This is a genomic window from Nocardia sputi, assembly GCF_023501985.1.
Map to the genome: position 1 here is coordinate 1 of NZ_JAMFLC010000051.1, position 22,866 is coordinate 22,866.

General features: G+C 64.6%; 19 protein-coding genes and 3 pseudogenes. 12 read left to right on the forward strand and 10 right to left on the reverse strand.

What is annotated here, in order from left to right; genetic code table 11:
• Positions 1 to 4,136 (forward strand): non-ribosomal peptide synthetase (locus M8859_RS36045; protein ID WP_283780395.1); only part of this gene is annotated, 4,136 nt, incomplete at its 5' end.
• Between the two features lie 29 nt (positions 4,137 to 4,165).
• On the opposite strand, the gene M8859_RS36050 is transcribed toward M8859_RS36045, so the two are convergent.
• Positions 4,166 to 5,143 carry a hypothetical protein gene (locus M8859_RS36050; RefSeq protein WP_249645618.1) on the reverse strand — a complete coding sequence of 326 codons (978 nt, stop codon included), beginning with the start codon at positions 5,141 to 5,143 and terminating at the stop codon, positions 4,166 to 4,168.
• 640 nt (positions 5,144 to 5,783) lie between these two features.
• Between M8859_RS36050 and M8859_RS36055 the strand changes: the two genes are divergently transcribed.
• The 3 genes from M8859_RS36055 (at position 5,784) to M8859_RS36065 (ending at position 8,171) form a co-directional block, all read left to right on the forward strand.
• Positions 5,784 to 6,794, forward strand: coding sequence for an AraC family transcriptional regulator (locus tag M8859_RS36055; protein WP_249645619.1), 1,011 nt, complete (start codon positions 5,784 to 5,786; stop codon positions 6,792 to 6,794).
• Between the two features lie 334 nt (positions 6,795 to 7,128).
• Positions 7,129 to 7,473: a winged helix-turn-helix transcriptional regulator gene (locus M8859_RS36060; protein WP_159928805.1), complete on the forward strand. Its 345-nt coding sequence runs from the start codon at positions 7,129 to 7,131 to the stop codon at positions 7,471 to 7,473.
• Between the two features lie 50 nt (positions 7,474 to 7,523).
• Entirely contained in the window at positions 7,524 to 8,171 is a 648-nt protein-coding gene (locus tag M8859_RS36065; RefSeq protein ID WP_159928807.1) for an NADPH-dependent F420 reductase, read from the forward strand.
• 465 nt (positions 8,172 to 8,636) lie between these two features.
• Here M8859_RS36065 and M8859_RS36070 read toward each other — a convergent pair whose 3' ends face one another.
• Both M8859_RS36070 and M8859_RS36075 read right to left on the reverse strand, forming a co-directional pair.
• Positions 8,637 to 9,254, reverse strand: coding sequence for a WXG100 family type VII secretion target (locus M8859_RS36070; protein ID WP_249645620.1), 618 nt, complete (start codon positions 9,252 to 9,254; stop codon positions 8,637 to 8,639).
• Positions 9,255 to 9,368: 114 nt separating this feature from the next.
• Positions 9,369 to 10,421: a saccharopine dehydrogenase family protein gene (locus tag M8859_RS36075; protein ID WP_159928809.1), complete on the reverse strand. Its 1,053-nt coding sequence runs from the start codon at positions 10,419 to 10,421 to the stop codon at positions 9,369 to 9,371.
• A 145-nt stretch (positions 10,422 to 10,566) separates the two neighbouring features.
• Between M8859_RS36075 and M8859_RS37435 the strand changes: the two genes are divergently transcribed.
• The gene (locus M8859_RS37435; RefSeq protein WP_249645621.1) at positions 10,567 to 11,562 is read left to right on the forward strand and encodes an AraC family transcriptional regulator; all 996 of its coding nucleotides are present in this window, start codon (positions 10,567 to 10,569) and stop codon (positions 11,560 to 11,562) included.
• 345 nt (positions 11,563 to 11,907) lie between these two features.
• Complete coding sequence (locus M8859_RS36085) at positions 11,908 to 12,675, forward strand: hypothetical protein (protein ID WP_249645622.1); 768 nt, start codon at positions 11,908 to 11,910, stop codon at positions 12,673 to 12,675.
• A gap of 236 nt (positions 12,676 to 12,911) precedes the next feature.
• On the opposite strand, the gene M8859_RS36090 is transcribed toward M8859_RS36085, so the two are convergent.
• Positions 12,912 to 13,583 (reverse strand): hypothetical protein, encoded by a 672-nt coding sequence (locus M8859_RS36090; RefSeq protein ID WP_249645623.1) that lies wholly within the window; start codon positions 13,581 to 13,583, stop codon positions 12,912 to 12,914.
• A gap of 374 nt (positions 13,584 to 13,957) precedes the next feature.
• Entirely contained in the window at positions 13,958 to 14,788 is an 831-nt protein-coding gene (locus M8859_RS36095) for a hypothetical protein (protein ID WP_249645624.1), read from the reverse strand.
• A gap of 223 nt (positions 14,789 to 15,011) precedes the next feature.
• On the opposite strand from M8859_RS36095, the gene M8859_RS36100 reads away from it, so the two are divergent.
• The gene (locus M8859_RS36100) at positions 15,012 to 15,233 is read left to right on the forward strand and encodes an aldehyde dehydrogenase family protein (protein ID WP_159928819.1); all 222 of its coding nucleotides are present in this window, start codon (positions 15,012 to 15,014) and stop codon (positions 15,231 to 15,233) included.
• 125 nt (positions 15,234 to 15,358) lie between these two features.
• Here the strand turns inward: M8859_RS36100 and M8859_RS36105 are convergent, their stop codons facing one another.
• The 3 genes and pseudogenes from M8859_RS36105 to M8859_RS37130 all read right to left on the reverse strand — a co-directional run.
• Positions 15,359 to 16,255, reverse strand: coding sequence for a sterol desaturase family protein (locus M8859_RS36105; RefSeq protein ID WP_249645625.1), 897 nt, complete (start codon positions 16,253 to 16,255; stop codon positions 15,359 to 15,361).
• 47 nt (positions 16,256 to 16,302) lie between these two features.
• Entirely contained in the window at positions 16,303 to 17,109 is an 807-nt protein-coding gene (locus M8859_RS36110; RefSeq protein WP_249645626.1) for an AraC family transcriptional regulator, read from the reverse strand.
• Positions 17,054 to 17,221: pseudogene (locus M8859_RS37130) on the reverse strand (multicopper oxidase domain-containing protein); the annotation flags it as partial. The gene M8859_RS36110 and the pseudogene M8859_RS37130, both read right to left, overlap by 56 nt.
• Before the next feature lie 211 nt (positions 17,222 to 17,432).
• Between M8859_RS37130 and M8859_RS36115 the strand changes: the two are divergent.
• The 5 genes from M8859_RS36115 (at position 17,433) to M8859_RS36135 (ending at position 21,734) form a co-directional block, all read left to right on the forward strand.
• Complete coding sequence (locus M8859_RS36115; RefSeq protein WP_249645631.1) at positions 17,433 to 17,666, forward strand: response regulator; 234 nt, start codon at positions 17,433 to 17,435, stop codon at positions 17,664 to 17,666.
• Positions 17,602 to 17,817: a response regulator gene (locus tag M8859_RS36120; RefSeq protein ID WP_236565672.1), complete on the forward strand. Its 216-nt coding sequence runs from the start codon at positions 17,602 to 17,604 to the stop codon at positions 17,815 to 17,817. The genes M8859_RS36115 and M8859_RS36120 overlap by 65 nt, the downstream gene beginning before the upstream one ends.
• Before the next feature lie 185 nt (positions 17,818 to 18,002).
• The gene (locus M8859_RS36125; RefSeq protein ID WP_249645627.1) at positions 18,003 to 19,034 is read left to right on the forward strand and encodes an alpha/beta hydrolase; all 1,032 of its coding nucleotides are present in this window, start codon (positions 18,003 to 18,005) and stop codon (positions 19,032 to 19,034) included.
• Between the two features lie 309 nt (positions 19,035 to 19,343).
• Positions 19,344 to 20,246, forward strand: coding sequence for an HIT domain-containing protein (locus M8859_RS37440; protein WP_249645628.1), 903 nt, complete (start codon positions 19,344 to 19,346; stop codon positions 20,244 to 20,246).
• A 309-nt stretch (positions 20,247 to 20,555) separates the two neighbouring features.
• Entirely contained in the window at positions 20,556 to 21,734 is a 1,179-nt protein-coding gene (locus M8859_RS36135; protein ID WP_249645629.1) for a hypothetical protein, read from the forward strand.
• A gap of 77 nt (positions 21,735 to 21,811) precedes the next feature.
• On the opposite strand, the pseudogene M8859_RS36140 reads toward M8859_RS36135, so the two are convergent.
• Positions 21,812 to 22,427: pseudogene (locus tag M8859_RS36140) on the reverse strand (helix-turn-helix domain-containing protein); the annotation flags it as partial.
• Between the two features lie 307 nt (positions 22,428 to 22,734).
• Positions 22,735 to 22,866: pseudogene (locus M8859_RS36145) on the reverse strand (IS481 family transposase); the annotation flags it as partial.

A 22,866-nucleotide genomic window follows, 5' to 3' on the forward strand; every position in this document is an offset into this window, starting at 1 on the left:
GGGTCGATGACGACTTCTTCGAACTGGGCGGCCACTCACTGTCGGCGACCCGGCTGGTCAGCCGAATCCGATCGGTGATGAAGGCCGAGGTTCCCGTCCGGCAGGTATTCGACACACCAACCGTCGCGCAGTTGGTGTCGGTCTTCGATGCGAGTGTCCGGCTGCGCCCGGCGTTGGTTGCCAAGTCGCGCCCGGAACGAGCTCCGTTGTCGTTCGCCCAACGCCGCCTCTGGTTCCTTTCCCGCCTGCAAGGTCGATCGGCGATCTACAACATTCCCATGGTCTGGACACTCACCGGCCCGTTGGATATCGAGGCCCTGCGACTGGCCATCGCCGATGTCATCGCTCGACACGAGTCATTACGAACGGTCTTTCCCGATGTGAACGGCGTGCTTTATCAGAAAGTTCGCGAACCCGGCGTCGCCGCACACGTGTGGCAGGTGCTCGACGCCACCAGCTGGGACGAAAGCTGGATCGACCGCACGACCGCGGAACTGGCTGAGTTCGAGTTCGATTTGTCCGTCGACGCGCCAGTCCGCGCTACCGTTCTGCGCCACGATACCGAAAGGCATCGACTGGTGTTGCTCATCCATCACATCGCAGTCGACGGGTCCTCGATGCGGCCGCTGATGCGGGATCTGACAACTGCCTATGCCGCGCGATCGAAGAAAATTGCGCCACAATGGAGGCCGTTGCCGGTGCAGTACCTCGACTTCACGCTGTGGCAACAGGAATTGCTGGGGGCGCCGACCGACACCGAGAGCCTGATGTCGTCGCAAATCCGGTACTGGCGCGATGAGCTCGATGGGGCGCCGGCACAATTGACGCTTCCCTTCGACCACCCACGACCCCGGGTGGCCTCCTACGCGGGAGATGGACTCGCGTTCGCGATCGACTCGACGCTCCAGACGAAGATTCGGCAGGCGGCCGTCCGAGAAGGGGTCACTGTGTCGATGTTCCTGCAAGCGGCGCTCGCGGTGCTCTTGCACCGGCTCGGCGCCGGCAACGACATCGTGATCGGCTCGCCGATCGCCGGACGTACGGACGAGAATCTGGATGACGTAGTCGGATTCTTCATCAACAGCTGGGTATTGCGTGTACAGCTGTCCCCGTCGATCACTTTCGCGGAGCTGCTCGTACAGGTGAGGCGAAAGGCATTGAACGCGTACGAGAACCAAGACATACCGTTCGAAGCCTTGGTCGAAGCGCTGAACCCGCCGCGCTCTACCTCCCATCACCCCCTGTTTCAAACGATGTTGGTGTTCCAGAACACGATCGAGGACGACATCAGGCTGCCAGCTCTACGATGCGAGCGGGTGTCGGTACCCAGCGGAGTGTCGCGCATGGACCTGACCTTCACAGTCGATGATCGCGTTGATACGCAGGGCTGGCCGTGCCACATCGAGTTCGCCACTGAGTTGTTCGCACGCCCCACGATCGAGTTGCTGGCACAGCGCTGGCTGCGCGTGCTCTCGGCCGTGGCGGCCGCGCCGAGCATCCCGATCGACGCGGTCGAATTGCTGGGCGAAGCTGAGCACCGGCAACTGGATACCATGGGTAACACCGCTGCGCTGCGTGCGGTGGCGGCGCCGACCGGTCCATCTGTCCTGGAGTTGTTCGCGGGACAGGTGATTCGGCGACCGAATGCCGCCGCAGTACAGGCCGATGGCGCACAGTGGACTTACGGCGACGTCGATCGTATGTCGTCACGGCTGGCGGGCGAACTGCTCGCGCAGGGGGTCCGGCCGGGCGATATGGTCGGGCTTTTACTGCCTCGGTCGGTGTATTCGGTGACGACGGTGCTGGCGATATGGAAGGCCGGTGCGGCGTACGTGCCGGTCGACCCGGGATATCCAGACGATCGGATCCGTTTCGTGTTCGGTGACGCCCGAGTGGCAGTCGTCGTCACGACAACGGAGTTGGCCGGTCGAATCGGGCAGCCACACACCGACGGCACCTCGTCGGTGAAAGTCGTCGACGCCTGTGCTTGTGCGGGCGAGCCCCCCACCAGCATCGCATCGGTGCGATCCCCTGCGGGGAGCCTGGCCTACTTGATCTATACCTCCGGCACGACCGGGCGGCCGAAGGGTGTCGCCGTCACGCACTCGAACGTGTCGCGACTCTTCCGTGCCACGCAACCGACGATGGCGTTCGGTCCTGACCAGGTATGGAGTTTGTTTCACTCACTCGCCTTCGACGTTTCCGTGTGGGAGATGTGGGGTGCCCTGGCGCATGGCGGATGTCTGGTGGTGGTTCCCGGTCCCGTGGTGCGGTCGCCGGTTGAGTTCACGCGCCTTATTGCCGATGCGGGCGTGACCGTACTGAGCCAGACTCCTTCAGCGTTCTACACGCTGCCACCGATTCCCGGTTCAAAGTTGGATACAGTGGTTTTCGCTGGTGAACGTCTGGAGCCGGTGCGGCTGCGGCCCTGGATGAAATCTCACTCCAGTGTGCGCATGCTCAACATGTACGGCACGACCGAGACGACCGTGCACGCGTCCGTGCGGCAGATTGGGACAGATGATCTCGAATCGAGCGCGAGTCCGGTCGGGGCTCCACTGCCCGACCTCGCATTCGTTGTGTTGGACATCCATCTCCGTCGGGTGCCACTGGGGGTGGTGGGTGAGTTGTATGTCGGGGGACCCGGTGTGGGAGAGGGGTATTGGCGTCGGCCCGGATTGACGGCGTCGCGGTTCGTCGCTGATTTGTTCGGTGGTGGGGGTCGGTTGTATCGGACGGGCGACCTCGCACGGTGGAATCAAATGGGAGAGTTGGAGTTTCGTGGTCGTGCCGACGACCAGGTGAAGGTGCGAGGGTTCCGGGTGGAACCGGGCGAGGTCGAGGCCGCGCTCATCGCGCACCCGCAGGTGAGTCAGGTCGTGGTCACGGCGCGTGCAGATACTCCGGTGGATCCGCGGTTGGTCGCCTACGTGGTTCCAGCACGCGCGGGCACGCTCGACACTGTGGATCTGCTCGGATTCGTAGCCCAACGTCTGCCGGGATTCATGGTGCCTGCGGCCGTTGTGGCGATCGATCGGGTGCCGATGACCGTGAATGGCAAGGTGGACGAAGCGGCGCTGCCGGCGCCAGAATACCGATCGGCGTCAGCGTTCCGAGCGCCGCAGACCGCGATACAGGCCGAACTGGCGAAGCTGGTCGCGGACGTACTCGGGGTCGATCGAGTCGGCCTCGACGACGAGTTCTTCGCGCTCGGCGGTCACTCGCTGTCGGCGATGCGTCTGATTGCGGCCATTCAACGATCATTCGGTGTCGAAATCGCCGTTGAAGCTGTCTTCGAGTCAGCGACCATCGCAGACTTGGCGGCTACCGTGGACTCCGGGCTTCGGCAGGCGACCGTCCGTCCCGTGACGACTCTCCGTGCCGGAATCGGAAATCCCTTGTTCTGCATTCACCCGGGAGTGGACACCGGCTGGGACTACCGCAATCTTGGAACATATCTGCAATGTCCGATCACGGTGATCCGCCAGCTATTTTTGCCGAACGGTGAGCATCCCCGATCTGTCCGTGAGCTGGCGGCTTTATATGCGGATGAGATACAAGCCGTTCAAAACGTAGGGCCGTACCGACTGCTCGGGTGGTCGTTCGGTGGCGTGGTCGCCCACGAAACGGCGGTAATACTGCAACAGCGAGGTGAGACCGTTGCGAACCTGGTACTGCTCGACAGCCGGATACCTGGAGCCGAACCGCAGCCCGTCAGTGACGAGGATCTTACAAACTATATAATCCGCGGCTATCTCGCACGAATGGGTGTCTCAGCGGACCACGTGATCGGCAGGCTGGCCTATACCGATATGTGCGCGTTGGCCGAAGAGCTCGATATCTTCGACGCTATCCCCCCTGAATCTCTGCTGCGGAGGAGCGTCGAGGTAAGCCGGGCGAATCTATTGCTATTGCGTAGTCATGCGCCGTCGGCATTTTCTGGCACCATCGCGGTGGTCGCGGTCGGCGACCGGGACGGTGGTGATAGTGACGCCGCGGACTGGCGAAAGCACTCGAGCGGAGAGGTGCTCAGGTATCTGATCGATGGCGCCCACGACACGATGCTCCAGATGAAATCGGTCGACCAGTTCGGTGCATTTCTTCGCCGGATTCTGCAGGAGGGCGCAGGTCTCTAGTTGGCGAATCCTGCGCACCCGGTGCGGCGCTAACCGGGCTCGGACGCTGATGCGTGTCCGCGCCGGAGTCGGCAGCCGATCACCGAGACCGTCGGAAGCGTGGGCCGGATGTCGTGTTGTACCCACTTGAGCGGACCCACTGCGGTGGCGTAGATGCCCGACGCTCGCACTATTTCTCCGCGTTCGCGATGAGCCTTGATGATCGCAGCGATACTGGTGATCAGTTCGCCGACCAGGTCGGATTCGGTGGGCGGATCGCGAACCTCCCTGCACAGATGCGCGAGGACGAACGCTGCTTGTCTCAGGTCCGGCACGTGCGATCCGAAGCTGGGCGGTCGTGTGCGGCTCCCGGCCGCGAGTGCCGACAGCCCGACTTCGTGCGCGGCGACGGCGAATGGTCCTGTCGCGTCGGGTTCCATCCTCCATGACCAGATCGCCAGCACTCCGGAGACCCGGCTTGCCGCCCACCGCCATGCCGCGCGATCGATACTCCGAACACGTGCCAGCGTTTCGTTGAAACTACGAACATCAGCGAGGGCGAGTGCCCAGAACGCGGTGTCGACCGACACCACGGTTTCTCTGGCCGACGGCGCAACCGAACGCGGGAGTTTCCATTCGGTTTGTGCGTCGGCCATCGCGTGCGCGTCGTCCTCCCACCCGTCCCGCAAATCACGCAAGCTCAGGCCTGCCCCGACCTCGAGGTCGGTGATCACGGGACCCAGGCGTCTGCTGTGGGCGTCACGCCACTGGGCGATGTAGCCGGCGACATAACCGTCGAGGACACTGACGCGTGGCTGCAGGAGGGTCCCGGTCGACCGCATCCGGCGTATCCATTCGACCTCGGAGAGGCTGACTGCGGCCGTGGCGCGCAGCGTGCGCCGCAGCATTCGATGATCCGAGCCGTCACTGTCTTCCAGCCGCTCGATCCCCGCCTGCATCTGCTGCTCGAAACTCGCACCAGGCCCGGGCAGCCCCGACCGGGAAAGGCAAAGGTCGCAACCGGTCAACGCGACATGATCCGATCAGCCGACGAACCGACGATCACCGTCGGCCGAGGGGGTGAACTTGCCACATCAAGCATCCACTCAGGCTAACCAGTCACCAACGCGGGGAAGTTCCTGCGATCGCCACTGTGCTGACAACCTGACCGTCACGAAAGTGTCTGTTGCGGAGAGAATCTCGTGGTGACCGCAAGGCCAGCTTCCACTCGAAAGCTGCCGGTTCCCGGTCTCGTCAACCGCCGCATCAGCTGGCGACGCACTCATCGATCTCGGTTGGCCGCACCGAGCGCACCGAGTTCTTGTCATACAACCGACCCTGGACAGTCCCCGATAATGCGGATCAGCGGAAGTCAAGTCACCAGATCCCCAGCACAGAGCGATTTCGGATACGAACGCCCCTAGTTGTCGTGCCCCGCTTTCTGCATGCCTCGAATCTCCAGGTGGCCCTGTCGGCAGCGCTGTCCGGGCTCGCCGCCGCCGTGAAACCGGATGGGTGACGGTGCCGAACGACTCCCTGCTGCCGTCCGGCTCAGCGGGTGGCTACTGACTCGTACGTCCGGCGCAGCCGACTGCCTTCAGGACCAGCGGGATCTAGAGGCACCACGCATTCCCAGTGCCGAAGAGACCTATCATCGGAGTCCGTCACATGGTGCAGGTCGGCACCGATCACGGCGTCACGGAGCGTCGGCTGCTCGCCTCGACCGGCTTGCGACCGGCTGATCTCGCTGCGGACGATCTGGAAGTCGAAACGATCCAGGAACTCTCGGTCGCGCGCAACTTGGTGCAGACCATCGGTGACAGACCGGGACTCGGCACCGAGGTGGCGAAGCGTTTCTCATTGGCCGGCTTCGGGCTGCTGGGCTTCGCCATGCTCAGCAGCCCCACTGCAGGTGAAGCCCTGCGGGTCGCACTGCAAATACTGCGGATCGGCAACCGGTTCGTCGATATAACTGTCAGTCTCAGCCAGACGGCAGGACGGATCGAATTCCGGGACGACACCCTTCCCGCCGAGGTCCGCGCTTTTCTGCTCGAACGTGACATCGTGATCATCTTCGGTGTGATCGTGCTGCGTTGCCTCAGCCCGCGACTTGCGGACCGTCTCGGTGATGCACGCCTCGAGCTGGCATTGCCCGAGCGCAGCGTGGCCACCATGACCGCCGGCATGGCTCAGACCCTCTCCGATGTTTCGCACAACCCGGTCGACCGATTCCCGATTTTCGCCGACCGGCTGAGCACGGCCCTGACGTTTCCCGTCGATCTTCTCGCCGAACCGATGTCGATGCCCGATCCCGCTACGGCCGCGCTGTGTGAGAAGCGCTGCCTGGACCTTTTACAGCAGCGAAGAGAGCGTGGCCAACTCGCCACCAGAGTCCGCGCGGTGCTTCTCCAGCAGATCGGCACCATGCCTACGGCGGAGGACATCGCGAGGAGACTGGACATGGACCGTCGTACTCTGCACCGAAGGCTCGCCAGCGAGGGGACCAGCTTCCGAATTCTGAACGACGAAGTCCGCTGTGCACTCGCGATAGACATGCTCAGTGTCCTCGAGCTCACTGTGCAGGAGACCGCAATCCGCCTCGGAAACTCCGGTTCTGCGGCGTTCAGCAGGTCGTTTACCCGATGGACGGGCCACCCTCCGAGTACCTACCGCCGGTGAACACTTCCATCGAATGCCCAGATTCTCGGGTCAGCTAGGTGGCATCGAAGGGAGTCGAGGCCGGACAGGTGGGGGCACGAAGATGGCGTTGGACGATCACGCCGGTCCGGTACCGGTCACTGTCCAGCCGGAACCCTTTCGAACAAGCCCGTGGCGGCGCAGGCAATTCACACATCGTAAATCGTTCGGTTCTCCGACACCCTGTCGTCCTCTGGTGGTGTGGTCCGGAAGCCCAGCGACAATCCCCCATCGGAAACCCGTCCACTCATTACCTACTGCGCGCTGGGTAGGCTGGAGTCGCCGGATCGGTCCGCAGAATGAACGGCTCTACGCCATGAGTGAATACGACGTCTTCCTCGCCGATTGCCCCGCCCGCACCACACTGGCCCTGGTCGCCGACACTTGGTCCGTGGTGGTGATCTTCGGGCTCGGGGACGGTCCGCAGCGCTACAGCGAACTGCGGGACCGTATCGGCGGCATCAGCAAGAAGATGCTGACGCAGACACTGCGCAAGCTGGAGGCGTCACGGCTGGTCGAGCGCCGTGTCCTCGCCGCCGCGCCGCCCGGGACGGAATATACGCTCACACCACTCGGGAAGAGCCTCCTGGAGCCTGTGTCGCTGCTGGCGCGCTGGGCCGAGGAACATGCCGAAGAACTGGCATTCGGGCAGGATTCCTGATCTGTCGCTGGGCACCATCAGGTTCCCCACAGCCCCATAGCTTCGACTGCATGAGAATCGCAATCTTCGGAGCAGGCAACATGGCCGAGGCCCTGGGCGCGAAATGGGCCGCACGCGGGCACGACCTGATGATCACCGGACGGTCTCCCGAGAAGGCCGCGGCCTTGGCCCACCAGTTGGGCGTACGCGCAGGCAGCTTCGCGGAGGCGGCGCAGTTCGCCGACGCCGCTCTGCTCGCCGTGCTGTACCAAGGGATGGAGTACACCCTCGAACGCATCGGGAACGGCCTGCGCGGCAAGCCTGTCATCGACTGCAACAACCCGGTCGAAACCGAGGGATTCACCCTCGTCACCCCGCCCGGCGAGTCGATGGCGCAGCAAATCGCGAAGGCGACCAGCGGACACGTGGTCAAAGCCTTCAACCTCTGCCACGCCGATGTATGGCGCATGCCGTCGATCACTTTCGACGGCCGTCCGCTCACCGTGCCCTACTGCGGCGACGACTCGACCGCCCTGCGCGTAGCCGAGCAACTCATCGAGGACACCGGAGGGGTACCTCTGCCGACCGGCGATCTGCGGCATGCGCAGTACCTGGAGGCGAGTGCTGCGATCATCATCGCCCAACTGTACGGAGGCCTTCCCGCACGTACGGTGTTCAACCTGGTCGACGACCAGGCACTGGTCGCCCGCCAGGGTTGACGGTGCTGTCCATGACGGCCGAGGCGCTGGGACGACTCGATGCCCCTACGTGCGCTCCGGACCTCGATGCCCCGATCACGCACCCATCGTCGAATGTCGGCGGCGTCGTAAGCCTTGTCGGCATGCACCTTGCCGGGCCGACGCCAGCGCGGACCGCGCCGCGACCAAACGGCGGGCACGGCCTTCACGAGTGACTTCAACGCTTCGGCGTCGTTTGGTGTCCGCAGCCGAAATACTCACAGACCGGGGGATTCCCGTACAACCCGCTCGAACCTCCATGAACAACAGGCTGTCCCGAACTCCCTTCTTCTGTCGGGGCAAGGGGCTATCAGCCTGCCATCCGCGTCGTACGAGAGTTCCGACGCACGATCCCGGCGACGTCGTCTGCGGCTCGGTGATGGCGACGCGCAGGAGTACCTAATCGATGACGGTCGTGACGCCGTCACCACTGCGGGGGAGACGCCGTCACCACAATCCCGTTACGTTCGGTACTGAAATGCAGCGACATGTTGTGAACCTGCAGGCGAGAAGCAAGTCAGGTGCATCGGCAAACCGCTGACCAGGGCTTTTCCGGGCGGCCGGGCGGAGGGATCGGCACCCCGCTCTCGGCCTGTGGCATCGCCATGGTGGCCTCGATCTAAAGGCCACAACAGAGAGTGAGCCAGAGGCTTCTTCTGATAGACCTTGATGTACTACGACTCGGAGAGCCCAGGAAATGCGCCCCGCGCAAGTGGGTGTTTTTCTCCGGTGGGGGATTGTAGTGCTCGGGCGACGTCGTAGATGCCGGGGCGGTTGTAGGGGAGAGGGTGTTTCTGCTCTCGGAACGCCGCTGAGGTGACACCGAGCTTTGCCGCCACGTCGGTGAGTGCGTCTCACGCTTTCAGCGCGCCGGTCCTGCACGTCGTCCCACCCCGCGCGGTACCCATCGGCGGCGCTGCCCTTCCAGGTACCGAACAGTGCCTGAACTTCACGGTCCAACGACATCGAACCCGACCTCAGCTGCTCGGCAACGTCATAGGCGAACCTGCCGACCGCCTTCACTTCCTCCGGCACCACATGCAGCGGGGTGTCGCCTGTCGTCATGGTCTCTCCCCCTCCGGCTACTGCGGACGCGTCGTGGGTATATCGACAGGCTCTGCAGTTCCTTGCCCATGGTGCCCCGAGAGCTCGAGTTCGGCTGAGGACATGACATCTGTGTCACTTCACTGTCAGGGCCGCCTCGATGGTCCAGCGGAGGTCGTGGCGGGAGAGGGTTTCGAGGAAATCGGCAGGATCGAATGCTTGCGCGGGGGTGCGTACTCCGGCGGCAGTGTCGCCTGCCGCCAATCGCCGGGCTGCTTCGACCGCGGCGACGGCGGTGGTTCCGTAGGTGTCTCGGCCTCGGATGATTCCCCGTGTCTGCTGCCCTTGGTGGTCCACGGCGTCGAGCAGGTAGGTGAATTGCTGTTCGGCGCGGTCGTGCTCGGTCGGGCCTGCGGGAAGCTGTGCGATCAGTTCCGGTGTGATGGGTGTTTCGAGGCCGGCCTGCAGGGTTGCCTCCAGCAGGCTTTCGACATGATCGACCTGCACGTGTCGGGGGATGGTGACTACCTCGCACGTCGGCAGCGCAGCCATCGCGACGGAATGGCCGTCGGGCAGGGTGATTCGGTCGCGCCGAGCCGGGATCCCGCTGTGCCAGGCACCGTCGTCATATGTCAGCCCGCCTGACCGCATCGCGTCCATCGTCGCCGACGCCGAGCGCAGCGATCCGCGTGAGAGACCGGCAGCACCGGTGATGAAGTGGCTGACAGTGAGTTCCGCCAGCGGCCCGGTCCGCTCGGCGATCAGGTGCGCGAGCAGGTCGCCCGGCAAGCAACCGTCGTTGACTGCCGGCACTACCGTGACACCCGCACGCTCGGCGTCGCCGCCGAAGGAATCGAAAACGCCCTTCACATACAGTTGCTCGCCCGCGGTGTCGACATAGTGGGCGCCCGCGGCGATCGCAGCATCGACCATCACCGCGCCGGAGGTGGTAAACGGTCCTGCACAGTTGATGACGACATCGCTACCCGCCAAAGCAGCAACGAGAGCGGCGCGGTCGTCGAGACCGGCCACCCGGCGATCGGCGTCGGGAATTCCGACCTCGACGGCGGCGGATTGCAACCGTGTGTGATCTCGACCGACGAGCCGGACCTCCATGCCATGGCGGGACAACTCGGCAAGGGTGAGCTTGCCCTGATAGCCGTTGGCGCCGTAGACGGTGATGAGCATGTCAACTCCTGTGACCTATCGACTTCGCTGCATGATCAGCAGCAATTCGAACTTAAAGTCAACGGTCTGCGACGTTCAATGCGTCAGGCTCCAAGATTTATACGAATCTGTCTAGATCGAGTCTTGATTTGATAGTTTTGATGGGGTGGATCCTCTTTCTGACGTGGTGGCCGCGATGCGCATCGGCGAGCCTCATTCGGGCCGGGTCAGCCACCACGCACCGTTCGGCTGGCAGTTTCCCGCCTTCGATGCCGCAGGATTCCATGTGGTCCTGGCAGGCACCTGCTGGTTCCTGCCCCCGGCCGCCGATCCGATCGCGCTGCGGCCGGGCGACATCGTCCTGCTCCCGGGAGGATGCGCCCACGGGCTGGCCGACGATCCGGCCACGCCACTACGTCCTGCTGCTGCGTCGCTGCGCCGGGTGAACCCGCGACCATCCCGACCGGACTCCGCATCCGAACCGCGACCGGAGACCGTGCTGCTTTGCGGCGCCTACCTTCTCGATCGAAGCCGGTCACATCCGATGCTCGCCGATCTGCCCGAGGTCATCCACTTGCCCGCCCCAGAAACTCGCCATACCCCGGTCGGGGCGATCATCGATCTCCTCGACAGCGAACTCGCCGTCGACCGGCCCGGTCACGATGCCGTGCTTCGCTCGCTGCTGGATGCGCTACTGCTACACATCCTGCGCGGCTGGCTCGACCGCCACACCGACACCGGGTGGTCGGCCGCGCTACACGACCCAGCCGTCGCCGCAGCGCTCTCAGCGATCCACGGCTCGCCCGAGCACGGCTGGACCGTCGCCGAACTCGCCGCGCACGCCGGGGTTTCGAGAGCTGGCCTCGCCCGCCGATTCACCGACCTCATCGGCCGGCCACCCATCGCCTACCTCACCTGGTGGCGCATGACCCTCGCGGCTCGGCAACTGCGCGACACCGATACCCCGCTGTCGGTCATCGCCCGAGACTCGGGTTATGCGTCCGAATTCGCGTTCGCCCACGCGTTCAAGAACGAATTCGGCCAGCCACCAGGTCAATTCCGAAGGAAGAACCCGCCAGTTCAACCACTGTATCCGAACGCAGGACGTTCGACCGGCTACGCGGCTCGCGCGGTGACACGCGCCGTCCAATCCGAAGAATAGACCCGAACACTCGGCACCCAGGAAGGCGCAAAACTTTTCGCAGACCACGTTGGCAGCCGCCCGTTGGGAAAAGTTCACTCGGACCGGACAACCACGTTCCGCCGGCACTATCCCCAGATCGTCGTCGAGCTCGGCGCAGTCCGGCGCGCCCGCTCTGTTGGCCTCGAGCAACCCCTGCGGCCACCGACTATTCGCGAGTGGTCGCCCGCAATGCCCGGCTCCGCCACGACAATCGAGACCTCCGTGAACAACTCGACCTGGCCACAGCCTGCCTCGCACGGTTGAGCATCGACGGACAGGAACTGCGCAGGCAACTACAATGCATCCGGCGACAATGACGGGACCATGTGCTACGAGCTGATGACCTACTGGAGCGGGCGGCTCAGCGGCGGCGTGTTCCCGTCGATGTTCGACACCAGTAGCCATCCTGACGCGGACGGGTTCGTCGCGTCCCTTCGGGATTTTGTCGCGGCGTCCCCGGACCGGCGATACCGCGTGGCGGCCGAGCGGTTGCTCGACAGCGAAAAACCGTTTCTGTACGTAATTCCGATGCGCGCGCATGCATCGGTGGGGGAAACGCAGGAGGCGCAGGAGTTCGTCGACTTTCCCGCCCTGTGCGAATTGACGATGCGTGAATTCACGGTGCCGGACTGCCTGGATTTGCGGCTCGAGGCTCACCGCGAGTTCTTTTGTGCTGAGCTGGTAGAAGCCGAGCCGATCAATGCGCGGGTGCAGTTCGCCGGCACCCGCCATGAGTCCACGGTGGACTTCATCTCGGTACTGAGCGCCATGATCTTTCCCGAGCTGGGCGGCGAATCGTTCCACGCGGCAGTAGGACAGGAACTTCGCAAGCGTGGTTACCAGGGGCTGGTCTTCCCGTCCGCGCGCAACGACTCGCGGGTAGTCATCGTCGATGGCACGCTGATGCAGCACAGCGGGTGGAACTTTCTCGACTACCGGGGCGCCCCACGGATCGGCAAGCGCCGCCGCCGTCGCGGCTGGCCGATCGGCCGCGTGCTGAACCGGCAGAGTCTCGGTGATCTGGGCGTGAAGGCATACATCGTCGATCGGCATCTCTGCGACGGAGTGGAATGCGACGCCACGGGTACGTAACGGAGGGCGTCGCAGCCCAGGAATGGCGGCGGATCGAGCACGAGCTCGCGCAGCTCGCTGAGGGCAAGGCCCCCGTTTGTTCTACGACCGGTTCACTTTGCGGCCGTTGCGTGAGCGATACACGCAGTCGCAGGAGTCGATCGGCGATCAGGGCGAATTGCTGGATTGATGCGGCCTGGTACCTCCAGTCGCTGATGTGACTCGCACGCTGCCGCGCTGTGGCCTGTATCGATGTGCTATCTCTGCTTCAATCCGGCCAGCGCCTTGCGGGCTTGGTTTTCGGCGATCGCCGCGAGCTCGTCGCGATCGACCGGGGGTTCGCCCTTCGCGCGCAGGACGGCGACTTCTACTCGCACCGAGACATTGCTGTCCTGCGCGCCCACGATGTAAGTCATTCCGTTGCTGGTTTCCGTGGTCGCGATATGCCAGTAGCCTTGGGCGCCGATTCCGGTGACCTCGCCCGAGGCGCGCCCCGATCCGGTGGCGCGGGTGTCGGTCTGTTTCCAATTGTCGTAGGCGGAGGCGGCGCCCGTGCCGGTGATCTGAGCCCGGAGGCCGATGCCTGCTTCGTTGACGGTGGCGTCGTCGGGAAGGGTCGAAGGGCTGGTATAGCGGATGGCGCAGTACAGGTTGCCGCCGTCGGCGGTATTGGGTGGGGATTCCCGATGCTGCGGTGCTCTGTTCGGGGTGGACGACCATCTGTGCAACGGCGTGGGATCGACAAGATCGCACGCGTTGGTGATGCCGCTTATCGAATAGATGCCCGGTGCCGGATCCCGGCGGGATGGCGTGGTCGAAGCCGCCCTGGACGAAGCCGAGGTGCTGGACGGGGTAGGAGCAGTGGCAAACTCGCTGTCTTTGTCGCCGCCGACGACGACACCGATCACCACACCGAGAGCCAGCGCCACCGCCAGGGCGAGAACCCCGGCCGCGATCAGACCCGTCCTGCTGCTACCGGTCCGCGGTGGGTAAGGTGGCGGCCCATATCCCGGACCAGGTGGGCCGTACCCGGTAGCGGGCTGAGCGAGGGTGGCCCCGGGCGGAGGGATGTACCTGCCCTGGTCCGAGGCGGACCAGCTGCCCGCTGGCGGATCAGGTGGTCGCACAGGAGGATCGGCGTTTTCCGGCGTCGGCCGAGCGTCAGGTTCGTGCTGGGAGTCGGTCATCGCCATAGCCTTTCCGGTTCCGCAACGGGCTCCCCGTCGACTCCGACCCGATCGTATTCCAGCCACGTTCGGTCGTCGGCGCCGTGTGCCTACCGCTCCGCAGGAGTTGCCGGTCGCTACTTCTCGCCCAGACCGTCCAGCGCCCTGCGCGCCTGCGATCTGGCGATCGAATCGAGTTCGTCCCGTCGCACGACGGGAAAGTCCTTCTCGCGCGTGAGGGATATCCTCACCCGGACCGAGACGTTGCCGTCCTGCACACAGACGACGTAGGTCATGTCCGCGACGAGGTCTCCTCTGACTTCGGAGTACCAGTAGCCCTGAGCGCCGATTCCGATGACCGCACCGGAATCCGACTCCGGCGCGGGTGTGGCGACGTCGGCGTGTTTCCAATGATCGTAGAAGGGGGGAGCCGTACCGTTGGTGAATTGGGCCTCGACGCTCATCACGGCCTTGTTCAGAGAGAACTTTTCGACGGTCGCGCTGGTGTATTCGGCATCGCACCGCAGGCTGCCGCTCGAGTGGGCGGTCGGCCGGGTTTCCCTGTGCGTAGGAGCGCCTTTGGGCGTGGGTGACCACCTGGTCAACGGCGTGGGATCGACGAGGTCGCAGGCGTTGGTGATCGCATCCATCGAATAGGTTCGGGTCTCGCTGGCAGTGTCCGAGGCACCGGCGGATTCACCGCTACGGTCGCCACCGCTGAGGACGATGCCGATAACCACACCGAGCGCGAGCATCACCACCAGCCCGAGTACACCGGCGATGATCAGACCTGTTCTGCCGTTGCGAGTCGGTGGAGGCGGATGCGACGGTGCCGGACCGGGTCCATGGCCAGGCGGCACGGGAGGCATGCCCCAACCGGCGACCGGCGGTTCCGATTGCTGTGTAGCGGGATACACGCCGCCGGGCATCGGCGGCCGATCGCCATGCCCGTGCTGGGGATCGGTCACCTCGTAGCCCCTCGATTCCGCAACGGACTTCTCCGTCGAACGGCGTTCCCGAACGGATTATATTCCGCCACCCCGTCACATGTGTCCGACCCCGTTGTGAGCCGGAACGACACGGTCCTGTGCGCGCGTCACATGCCGCCGCCCATGACGATGACTGCGATGGCGGTGACAGCGGCAAGGGAGCCGCCGATGATTGACTGCATAATGAATCGCCACCAACGAGATGACCATCGCCCAGGAGGAGATCTTCGGCCCGGTGGCGACGGTGATCCCGTGTGACGGCCTGGATGAGGCGCTGCGGCTGGCCAACGCGACCCCGTACGGGCTGGCGGGCGGTGTCTGGACCAGGGATCTCAGTACCGCACACAAGGTGTCGCGGGGCATCACCGCGGGCACCGTGCGGGTGGTCTGCTACGGCGTCCTCGACCCGTTGCCAGACAGCTGACACGGCGCGCTGGGCGTGGTCAAAGAATCGGCAACTCAGGAGGTATCTGCAGGGCGACGTTGGCGGAATCGGTTCTCGCCCCGAACATCCCGTTCTGCGTCGCCGCCGGAATCGGAAGATCGCGTCTATGTGTTCGTGGTGTTCGTCCCGCAGCCGCCCGCGGCGGTGAACGGGTGGATCAGCTGGCGGGCGTAGTCGACCGGGTAATCGGGTTTGGCCGCCATGCCGAGCTGTTCGGAGGTGAAGCGCCGGCCGGGATCGTAGGAGTAGGTGCGGTAGAGGTGGTCCCAGAGCAGGGTGAACAGCCCGAAGTTCACGTCGCCGATACTGGCCCACTTGAGGTGATGGAAGCGGTGGCCCGCGTTGAGGGCGAGGGCGTATCCGGCGGGACCGACACGGTAGTCGGCATTGGAGTGCTGTAGCAGCAGCTGGATCGCGACGGAGAGGGCGAGGACGGAGGCCACGTCGACGGGCAGGCCGAGCAGGATCAGCGGCGCGACGCCCGCGGCCATCTCGACGGTCTGGTGGACGGGATGTTTCATCAGGCCGTTGAGTCCGTAGAACCGGGTGACGCTGTGGTGCACGGCGTGGAATCGCCACAGCAGCCCGATCTTGTGACTGGCCAGATGCACCGTGGTGATGCCGAAGTCGGCGATCAGTACGGCAAGGAGGACCTGTCCGGCGAAGGGCAGCTCGCCGGGCCAGATCCGCGCACTCGGGACGATCGCGGCCAGCAGCGGAATGGCGGCGACACTGATCAGGATCAGGGTTTCGTTGACCATCGCGTGGATGCGGTCGCGGCGACTGTCGCCGAGGTCGTGGTTCCAGCCCTGCTCGTACGGGATGATCCGTTCGGCCAGAAACGAGGCTGCGATCGCCGAGGCCAGGATCGCGAGGAGCCAGTATTTCGGGGCGCCCGCAGCCGAGAGGGCGATTCCGAGCCCGTTGAGCCCGAGCAGCATGAACGGTACATAGGCATACCGCGTGATCCGTTGTGCCGTCAACAGTATGGTCGTGTGCATGCGTTGAGCGTGCTGGCTCGACACCCCATCCGGCTTGAACGATTCGGTTATCGCGAATCGTTGTGCCAGGACAGGTTCCGGCTCAGCGCCGAGGGCGGCAGGCCGAAGGTCTCCCGGCAGGTGCGAGTCAGGTGCGCGCTGTCGGCGAACCCGGCGGCGTGCGCGGCGGTGGTGAGGTCCGCGCCGCCGGCCACCGCGTCCCTCGCGATCATCAGCCGCAACCAGAGCACGTAGCGGCGCAGCGGCAGCCCGACCTGAGCGGTGAAAAGATGTGTCAGTCTGCTCGCCGAAATGCCAACGCGAGCGGCGAGATCGGCGGTGCGAATGGTCCCGGAGGCGACGACAACCGGCAGGCAGTGCAGCGCGGAGGCCACCGCCGGGTGACGGACGGCGTGGGAGACGGCCGTGCTGTGCGGCGCCAAGATCGCCATCAGTTCGGTGACGGCCGCGGCCACCGGCGCATCCTGATCAGGCAGGGACAGCGCCGGTCCGCCGGACCAGCCGGCGGTGTGGGCGCGGTGCGTGGCGGCACGGCCGGCGGTGCTGTCCGGATCGAGGAACACCGCGATACCTGCGGGGGCGCCGCGCAGAATGCGATGCGATGCATCGGCGGGGATGATCATGTGGGTACCGGTGCACTCGGCGTGGTCGCCGGCAACGGTGATCGGGCCGGCCCCGACTATCACCTGGACGGCGTGGTGGGCGTGGGTGCCGGTCGGGCCGATCGATCCGCTGAAGGCGAGCACGCCGGGACGCAGCAGGACCTCGCCGCGCCAGGGCTGCGGGCCGGTGCGCTCGTCAATGGTGGCGTCGGGAGCCTGCGTCCCGCATGCCGCCGAACGGAGTGGTGACACCGTCGTAGCGTACGTGCAGCATCATCCCCTGATGTGCGTGCGGCAGGTTGTGGCAGTGATTCATCCAGATGCCCGGATTCGATGCTCGAAACACGACTTCCCAGACTTCTCCGGGGCGAACATCGCGCCGCCGCGGCCGACCGGGGAATCACCGGAATGCGGGAACGCTGCCGACTGCTCGGCGGTGAACTCGAAGCCGGGGCACGTCCCGGAGGCGGTTCGACGTAAGCGCTCACCTCCACTCGCCCCGATGGGATCGCACCGGTGAATCCGACATCTCCGCGCCCACCATCAGGGTGCTGCTCGCCGACGACGAACGCCTCGTGCGGTCCGGTTCCAAAGTTCTCCCCGACCTGGAGGACGACATCGCGGTGGTCGGCGAGGCCACCACGGGCGCCGAAGCCGTCGAATTGGCCCGCGCTACCCGCCCCGACGTGGCTCTGATGGATATCTGCATGCCATCGCTCGACGGGATCCACGCTGCGGCCCGCATTGCTGAGACACGACGGGCTGGAACGGGCGCAGGTCCTGATCCTCACCACCTGCGACACCGATGAGAACGTTGCCGAAGCCTTGCGGGCGGGCGCGAGCGGATTCCTGCGCAAAGACGCGCGACCCGCCGAACTGCTGCACGTCATCCGGGTGATCGCCGACGGCGACGCCCTGCTGGTCGTCATCGCCTACCAGACCGGGCTGACCCAGCCCTAGCTGCGGCAGCCCGCGACGGCGATCGCATTCGTCCAGCACAGCCGCCACGCGGCTCGGTCCTCGTCGACGTCCGCGCGGCTACGACCTCCCGCGCAGACGCTTGCGATCTGCGTACGCGGATCGACGTAGACAGTGCCGACCGCTGACGGACGCGGGACGTGCCCACCGGATCGAGAATCAATGGCGTGAGAGGCAAAGTTCCACTGCGAGTGCGCATTCTGTCCGCGCTTACCACCGAGCCGGACTGGGATTCGATCACCCCCGAACAGATCATCGAGGTACGTGAGGCTCAGGCCCACAAGCGCCGCTCGGCACTGGGCAGACTGGTCACCGGCAAGCCTGATCAGCGCGCACGCATCACCACGCACACACTCGATTTCCCACAACGACGCGTGGACGTGCGGGTCTACCGGCCCGAACGGGAAGACTCGGCGCTGCCTTTGGTCATTGCGTTCCACGGCGGCGGATTCCTCGGCGGTGCACCGGATCAGGACGATTGGCTGCTCGGGCACTTGGCGGCGAACCTTCCGGCCGTGGTCACCTCCGTCGACTACCGGCTGGCCCCCGAACATCGGATCGGCGCATTCGTCGAAGACGCCCACGACGCCGCGGTCCAGCTGGCCGAATCAGCCCCGGCGTTCTGCGCGGACCCCGCCCGAATCGCCCTGCTGGGCGCCAGCGCGGGAGCCACGCTCGCGGCGCTCACTGCGATCCACGCCCGCGAACTCGGGCTGGCGGTACGGGCGCAGGTGCTGATAAATCCGCAACTCGATTGGACCGACCGTATATTCGACTATCACTCGTTCACCGAGAACGCGGACGCACCGAGCCCGACGCCGGCCTTCTGCCGTGCCATGCTGCGTTTCGCGATTCGCGAACCGTTCGATCGCACGACGATCACCCCCCTGCTGCGTGACGACCTCGCCGGGGCGGCCCCGGCGCTCATCCAAGCCGCGGGGCTGGACCCGCTGGCGGACCAGGCCCCGGCCTACGCCGACCGCCTGCGGCAGGCGGGCGTCGACGCGACGCTGACGCACTATCCGGAGGCGGTGCACGCCTTCCTTTCCATGCCCGGACTGGTTCCCGCGGCCCGGCCGGCCCGCGCCGAGATCCTCGGTTACCTCCGTACCCACCTGCTGGCACGGCCCGGCGAGCAGACGTGCCCGCCTCAGTCGCCGAACCCGTCGGTGATCTGGCGGGCTCACGGCGGTTCGTGAAAGGGCACCGTTCCCGTTCGAGCGAGCGGGCCGACATGCGTAGTCGCTCGTGCCCGCGAGTGCGGTGTGCCGACTCCGGCCGCCGGTTGAGGGCTAAACGGCTGTGGCCCACGGGCGCACCCCGTTTGCCGGCGTTACCATCCCTGGCGATACATGCAGGTACGTCTCGAGGTGTAGCGTCCACGTCAGCGGGACGACGCAGTCGCCGATCGAAGGCCTTTGAACTCTGGAACTCTGTTGCGGCACTGGCTGTTTGATCTAAATTATCGAAGTGGTTCTTGAATATTTTGGAGTGAGGTGGTGTGTGCGGTGAGCTGGAGACTGGCGGCCTGGATCCGCGAACGCATAGCCAACACGATGGCCAAGCACGCCAATGACATTGCTTCAGTGCGGGAAGTACCGATTCGGCAGACCGCGCACGAACTGGAGCAGACCCAGATCACGAAGCAAGACAAGGATCTCGACGGCGGACGTCAACTCCAAAACGCCGGTGCCGAAACAGATCGCCACAGCACCGTGCCGCATGATCCGGATACGTCCGACAAGCGGCGTTCCACACTGTCGGTGCCCGCTTGGGAATGGGATGAGCAGAACGTGATTCAGCGATGGGACGATGCGGTGGCGGTCTACCCGAACAACCCCGTCGTAGAGGGGCACGTCATGGTCGTTGCCATCGGGCCGTCGGGCGCTTCCGTCGACAAGAGAATGGTTTACGCTGCCGAACTCGCTCGCACGATGTTATCTGCCAACATCATCACCTCCCGCCGCGGGTTGAACTCCGAGTTCGGGCCAATGCACGTCATCCCACGCGCATTCGGTGACGGCCTACCGCTCTGGGCCGAGGGGCACGAGGCACACCCACTCACGCCTTTGACCAAGGAGAATTGCGTATTCGACCGCATCGTCGAGGGTCGTGCGCCCGCCACCATTCTCAGACGCTGGAGGGACGCCATCGCGATCGTGCCGCTGAATCCGATCGCTGAAGGTAAGCACCAACTGATAATTCCTACTGAGCACATTCCCAATGCCGCTGCGGACCCGCAGGCCGCCGGCGCCATGATGGCCCATGTGGTGGAGCAGACCCGCCACATGGAGAATGTCGACATGGTCACCTCGAAGGGAGGACCTGCAACTCAAACTATCGACCACGAGCATCTGCATGCCCTCGAGCGTGAAGAAGGCGACGGGTTCGTGTGCATGACCAACGGCTGAGCTCGATGCACCACACTTGCCGCGCGCCAGGACGACCGGTTCGTCATCCGATAACGCCGGGGCGCCAGCACGTGGCCAGCTTAGCTACGTTCGGCCGCCTGACTCGGCTTTCATCGGCTGGGAATGAACGCCTCAAGCTTTGGCATACTCTGGGACCCCGTTGATCATCACGGGCACAAGGAAACCCGAGGCAGAATCTGCCACGCCATCGGCACGAGCGCCGCAGAACGAAGGGAACATGGTGCAGCGCAGTCCAGGTGGTATGGGCGAATCCCGTATGCCGATACACGAAAGAGCGGGGTGTGCGCGGTGAGCTGGAGGCTGGCGGCCTGGATCCGCGAACGCATAGCCAACACGATGGCCAAGCACGCCAATGACATTGCTTCAGTGCGGGAAGTACCGATTCGGCAGACCGCGCACGAACTGGAGCAGACCCAGATCACGAAGCAAGACAAGGATCTCGACGGCGGACGTCAACTCCAAAACGCCGGTGCCGAAACAGATCACCACAGCACTGCCTCCGGCCACCTGGGTGGGCCAGGAGACGAGGTCGTGTCCTCCGGTATCACGAAGGATGACTTTCCATTCCCAGGCCGCGCGGATACCTTCGCCAGGCCGCTGAGCGAATCGGACAGGGCAGAGCTGGAGGGAAGGAAGGAGTTCGCCGGATGGCACGCTACCGCGGCGAATGCCGGGGTAGCCCGCCTGCGCGCATTGGGCCCACGACCGACCGCGGCCCAATGGCGGGCGGAGTACGGGACCTTGATCGATCAGCGAGCTGAACAAGGAGTTGCGCAATTCGGCCAGGACCACACAACTGGCAAAGAACGGTTCCAGATCCCGATCACCGACGAATCGCCGAACCGCGACCAGATCGGGAGTACCGGCAGGCTGCGCGCCGGGTCGGTGTGGAGTGACGAGGCGCAGGCGTGGGTCGGGGGAGAACCGACGCCGGCAAGCAGAACCTTCGAGGAAGCCGGTCAACGCGCGAAGGAACGGTTCGCGGCCGAGGAGGTGACCGGCGACGTGCTGCAGAATCGAGTGCGGCTTTCCGACGGGTCGGAGGTCGACGGCAACCAGATCGTCACTGGTGAGGCTGCCGAGCAGATCGCACTCGAACTCAAAGCCCAAGTTGCGGCTCGAGGCATCGACGTCAGTACATTTGAAACCAAAGGCGAGGACCTCTCGTTCACGATCACGGCAAAAGCAGCCGACCGAGAACGGATCCTTCAGGATGCGTTCGACCAGCTCGGCAGACCCGAAAAGCTGACCATCCACACGTGGGCGGACAACGCCTACAAGCTTTTCCAGGCACCCGAGAATAAGCGCGGATCCGATTCGGTTATCAGAACCTTCATAGCCGAAATCGGCGAATATGATTTGGGGCGGGTGCCGAAATTCCCACACGATATCGACCTCCGCGCAAACACGATGAGCCAATCGGACTTCGTGAATTATCTCGTGGAGTACGACGCGGAACACGGATAACGCCTCGGCCACTACCATTGCAGCAGGCCTTCCCGTTACTTCCACACAGTACCTGCCGTTGGAATGATTCGCGCGCCGCTACCGGCTAGTGCTTTGTTCATCGATGCGGCGCCGTACCCACTCAACGCCGGACCGTTCTTCACCGGAGCCGCGGCACCCCAGCGCTGCTCGCGTGGCAGGCGGATGAGGAGCGTGAATCGTGTCGACCGCTCGACGAGGGTGCCGATCGCGGAACGGCCCGTGCCGAAGCCAGCCGCTGCTGGACATGGTCACGCAGGCGGGAGGTGGTCACCAGCTTGGAAGCCATCGGGCACCGGGCGAACAACTCGGCCTTCCACTGGGCCACCGAGGCACGATAGTCGAGCTTCCCACTCCTGGTCGCGGCATTGCGCCGCAGTTCCCGCGAGATCGTCTACGGGCTACGCCCCAGAATCGAAGCGATCTGGCGGACACCACTGCCCCGGGTCCGCAACAGGGCGATCTCCTCCCGCCCGGCGAACGACAGGAACCGGCCCGACGGAGACTCCACGAATACGGCGACATCCCGCCAGCATCACGGAACCACCTCGTTCCCACCGCAGGTGAGACACCGGCCGCGACAGCGCATTCCGTCGGCAGATCACCTTCGGCGATCCTGTTTCAGAACCCACGCTCGACCACCCGCTGATGCCCAGGATGCCCCGGCGACCGCATCGGGGGTCGTCCCGTCACCTCCCGCACCAATCCGACGGCCTTCCCGCAACCCCCTGACCTCGGATGTTGCTTCCAACGGTTGAACCCGATCAAATACACATCGGTGAAGTTCACCGAATCACTTGCATTACAAGGGTTGCCGGCGTCCAACATATTTCTCGTCTTCGGTGGGTCGTGCCAGGAAACCGACCACAAAAGATTCAACGAGCAGTCACGGTGGGGGAATGCGGTGCCGTTCGAATGTACCGCGTGATACGGCAACCGTACCCGGCGAACGCGACGGCGACCGTAGGATTGTCGATGTCAGCTAGCTGTATGAGGCCGTGACGTTGGTGACGCCGGTGTGGAGGCGGCTGGCTGGGGGCCGGTTTCCGGCGGCGGAATGTGGTCGATGGTAGTTGTAGTGGACGTTCCAGATTCCGAGTGCGTCTGCGCGTTG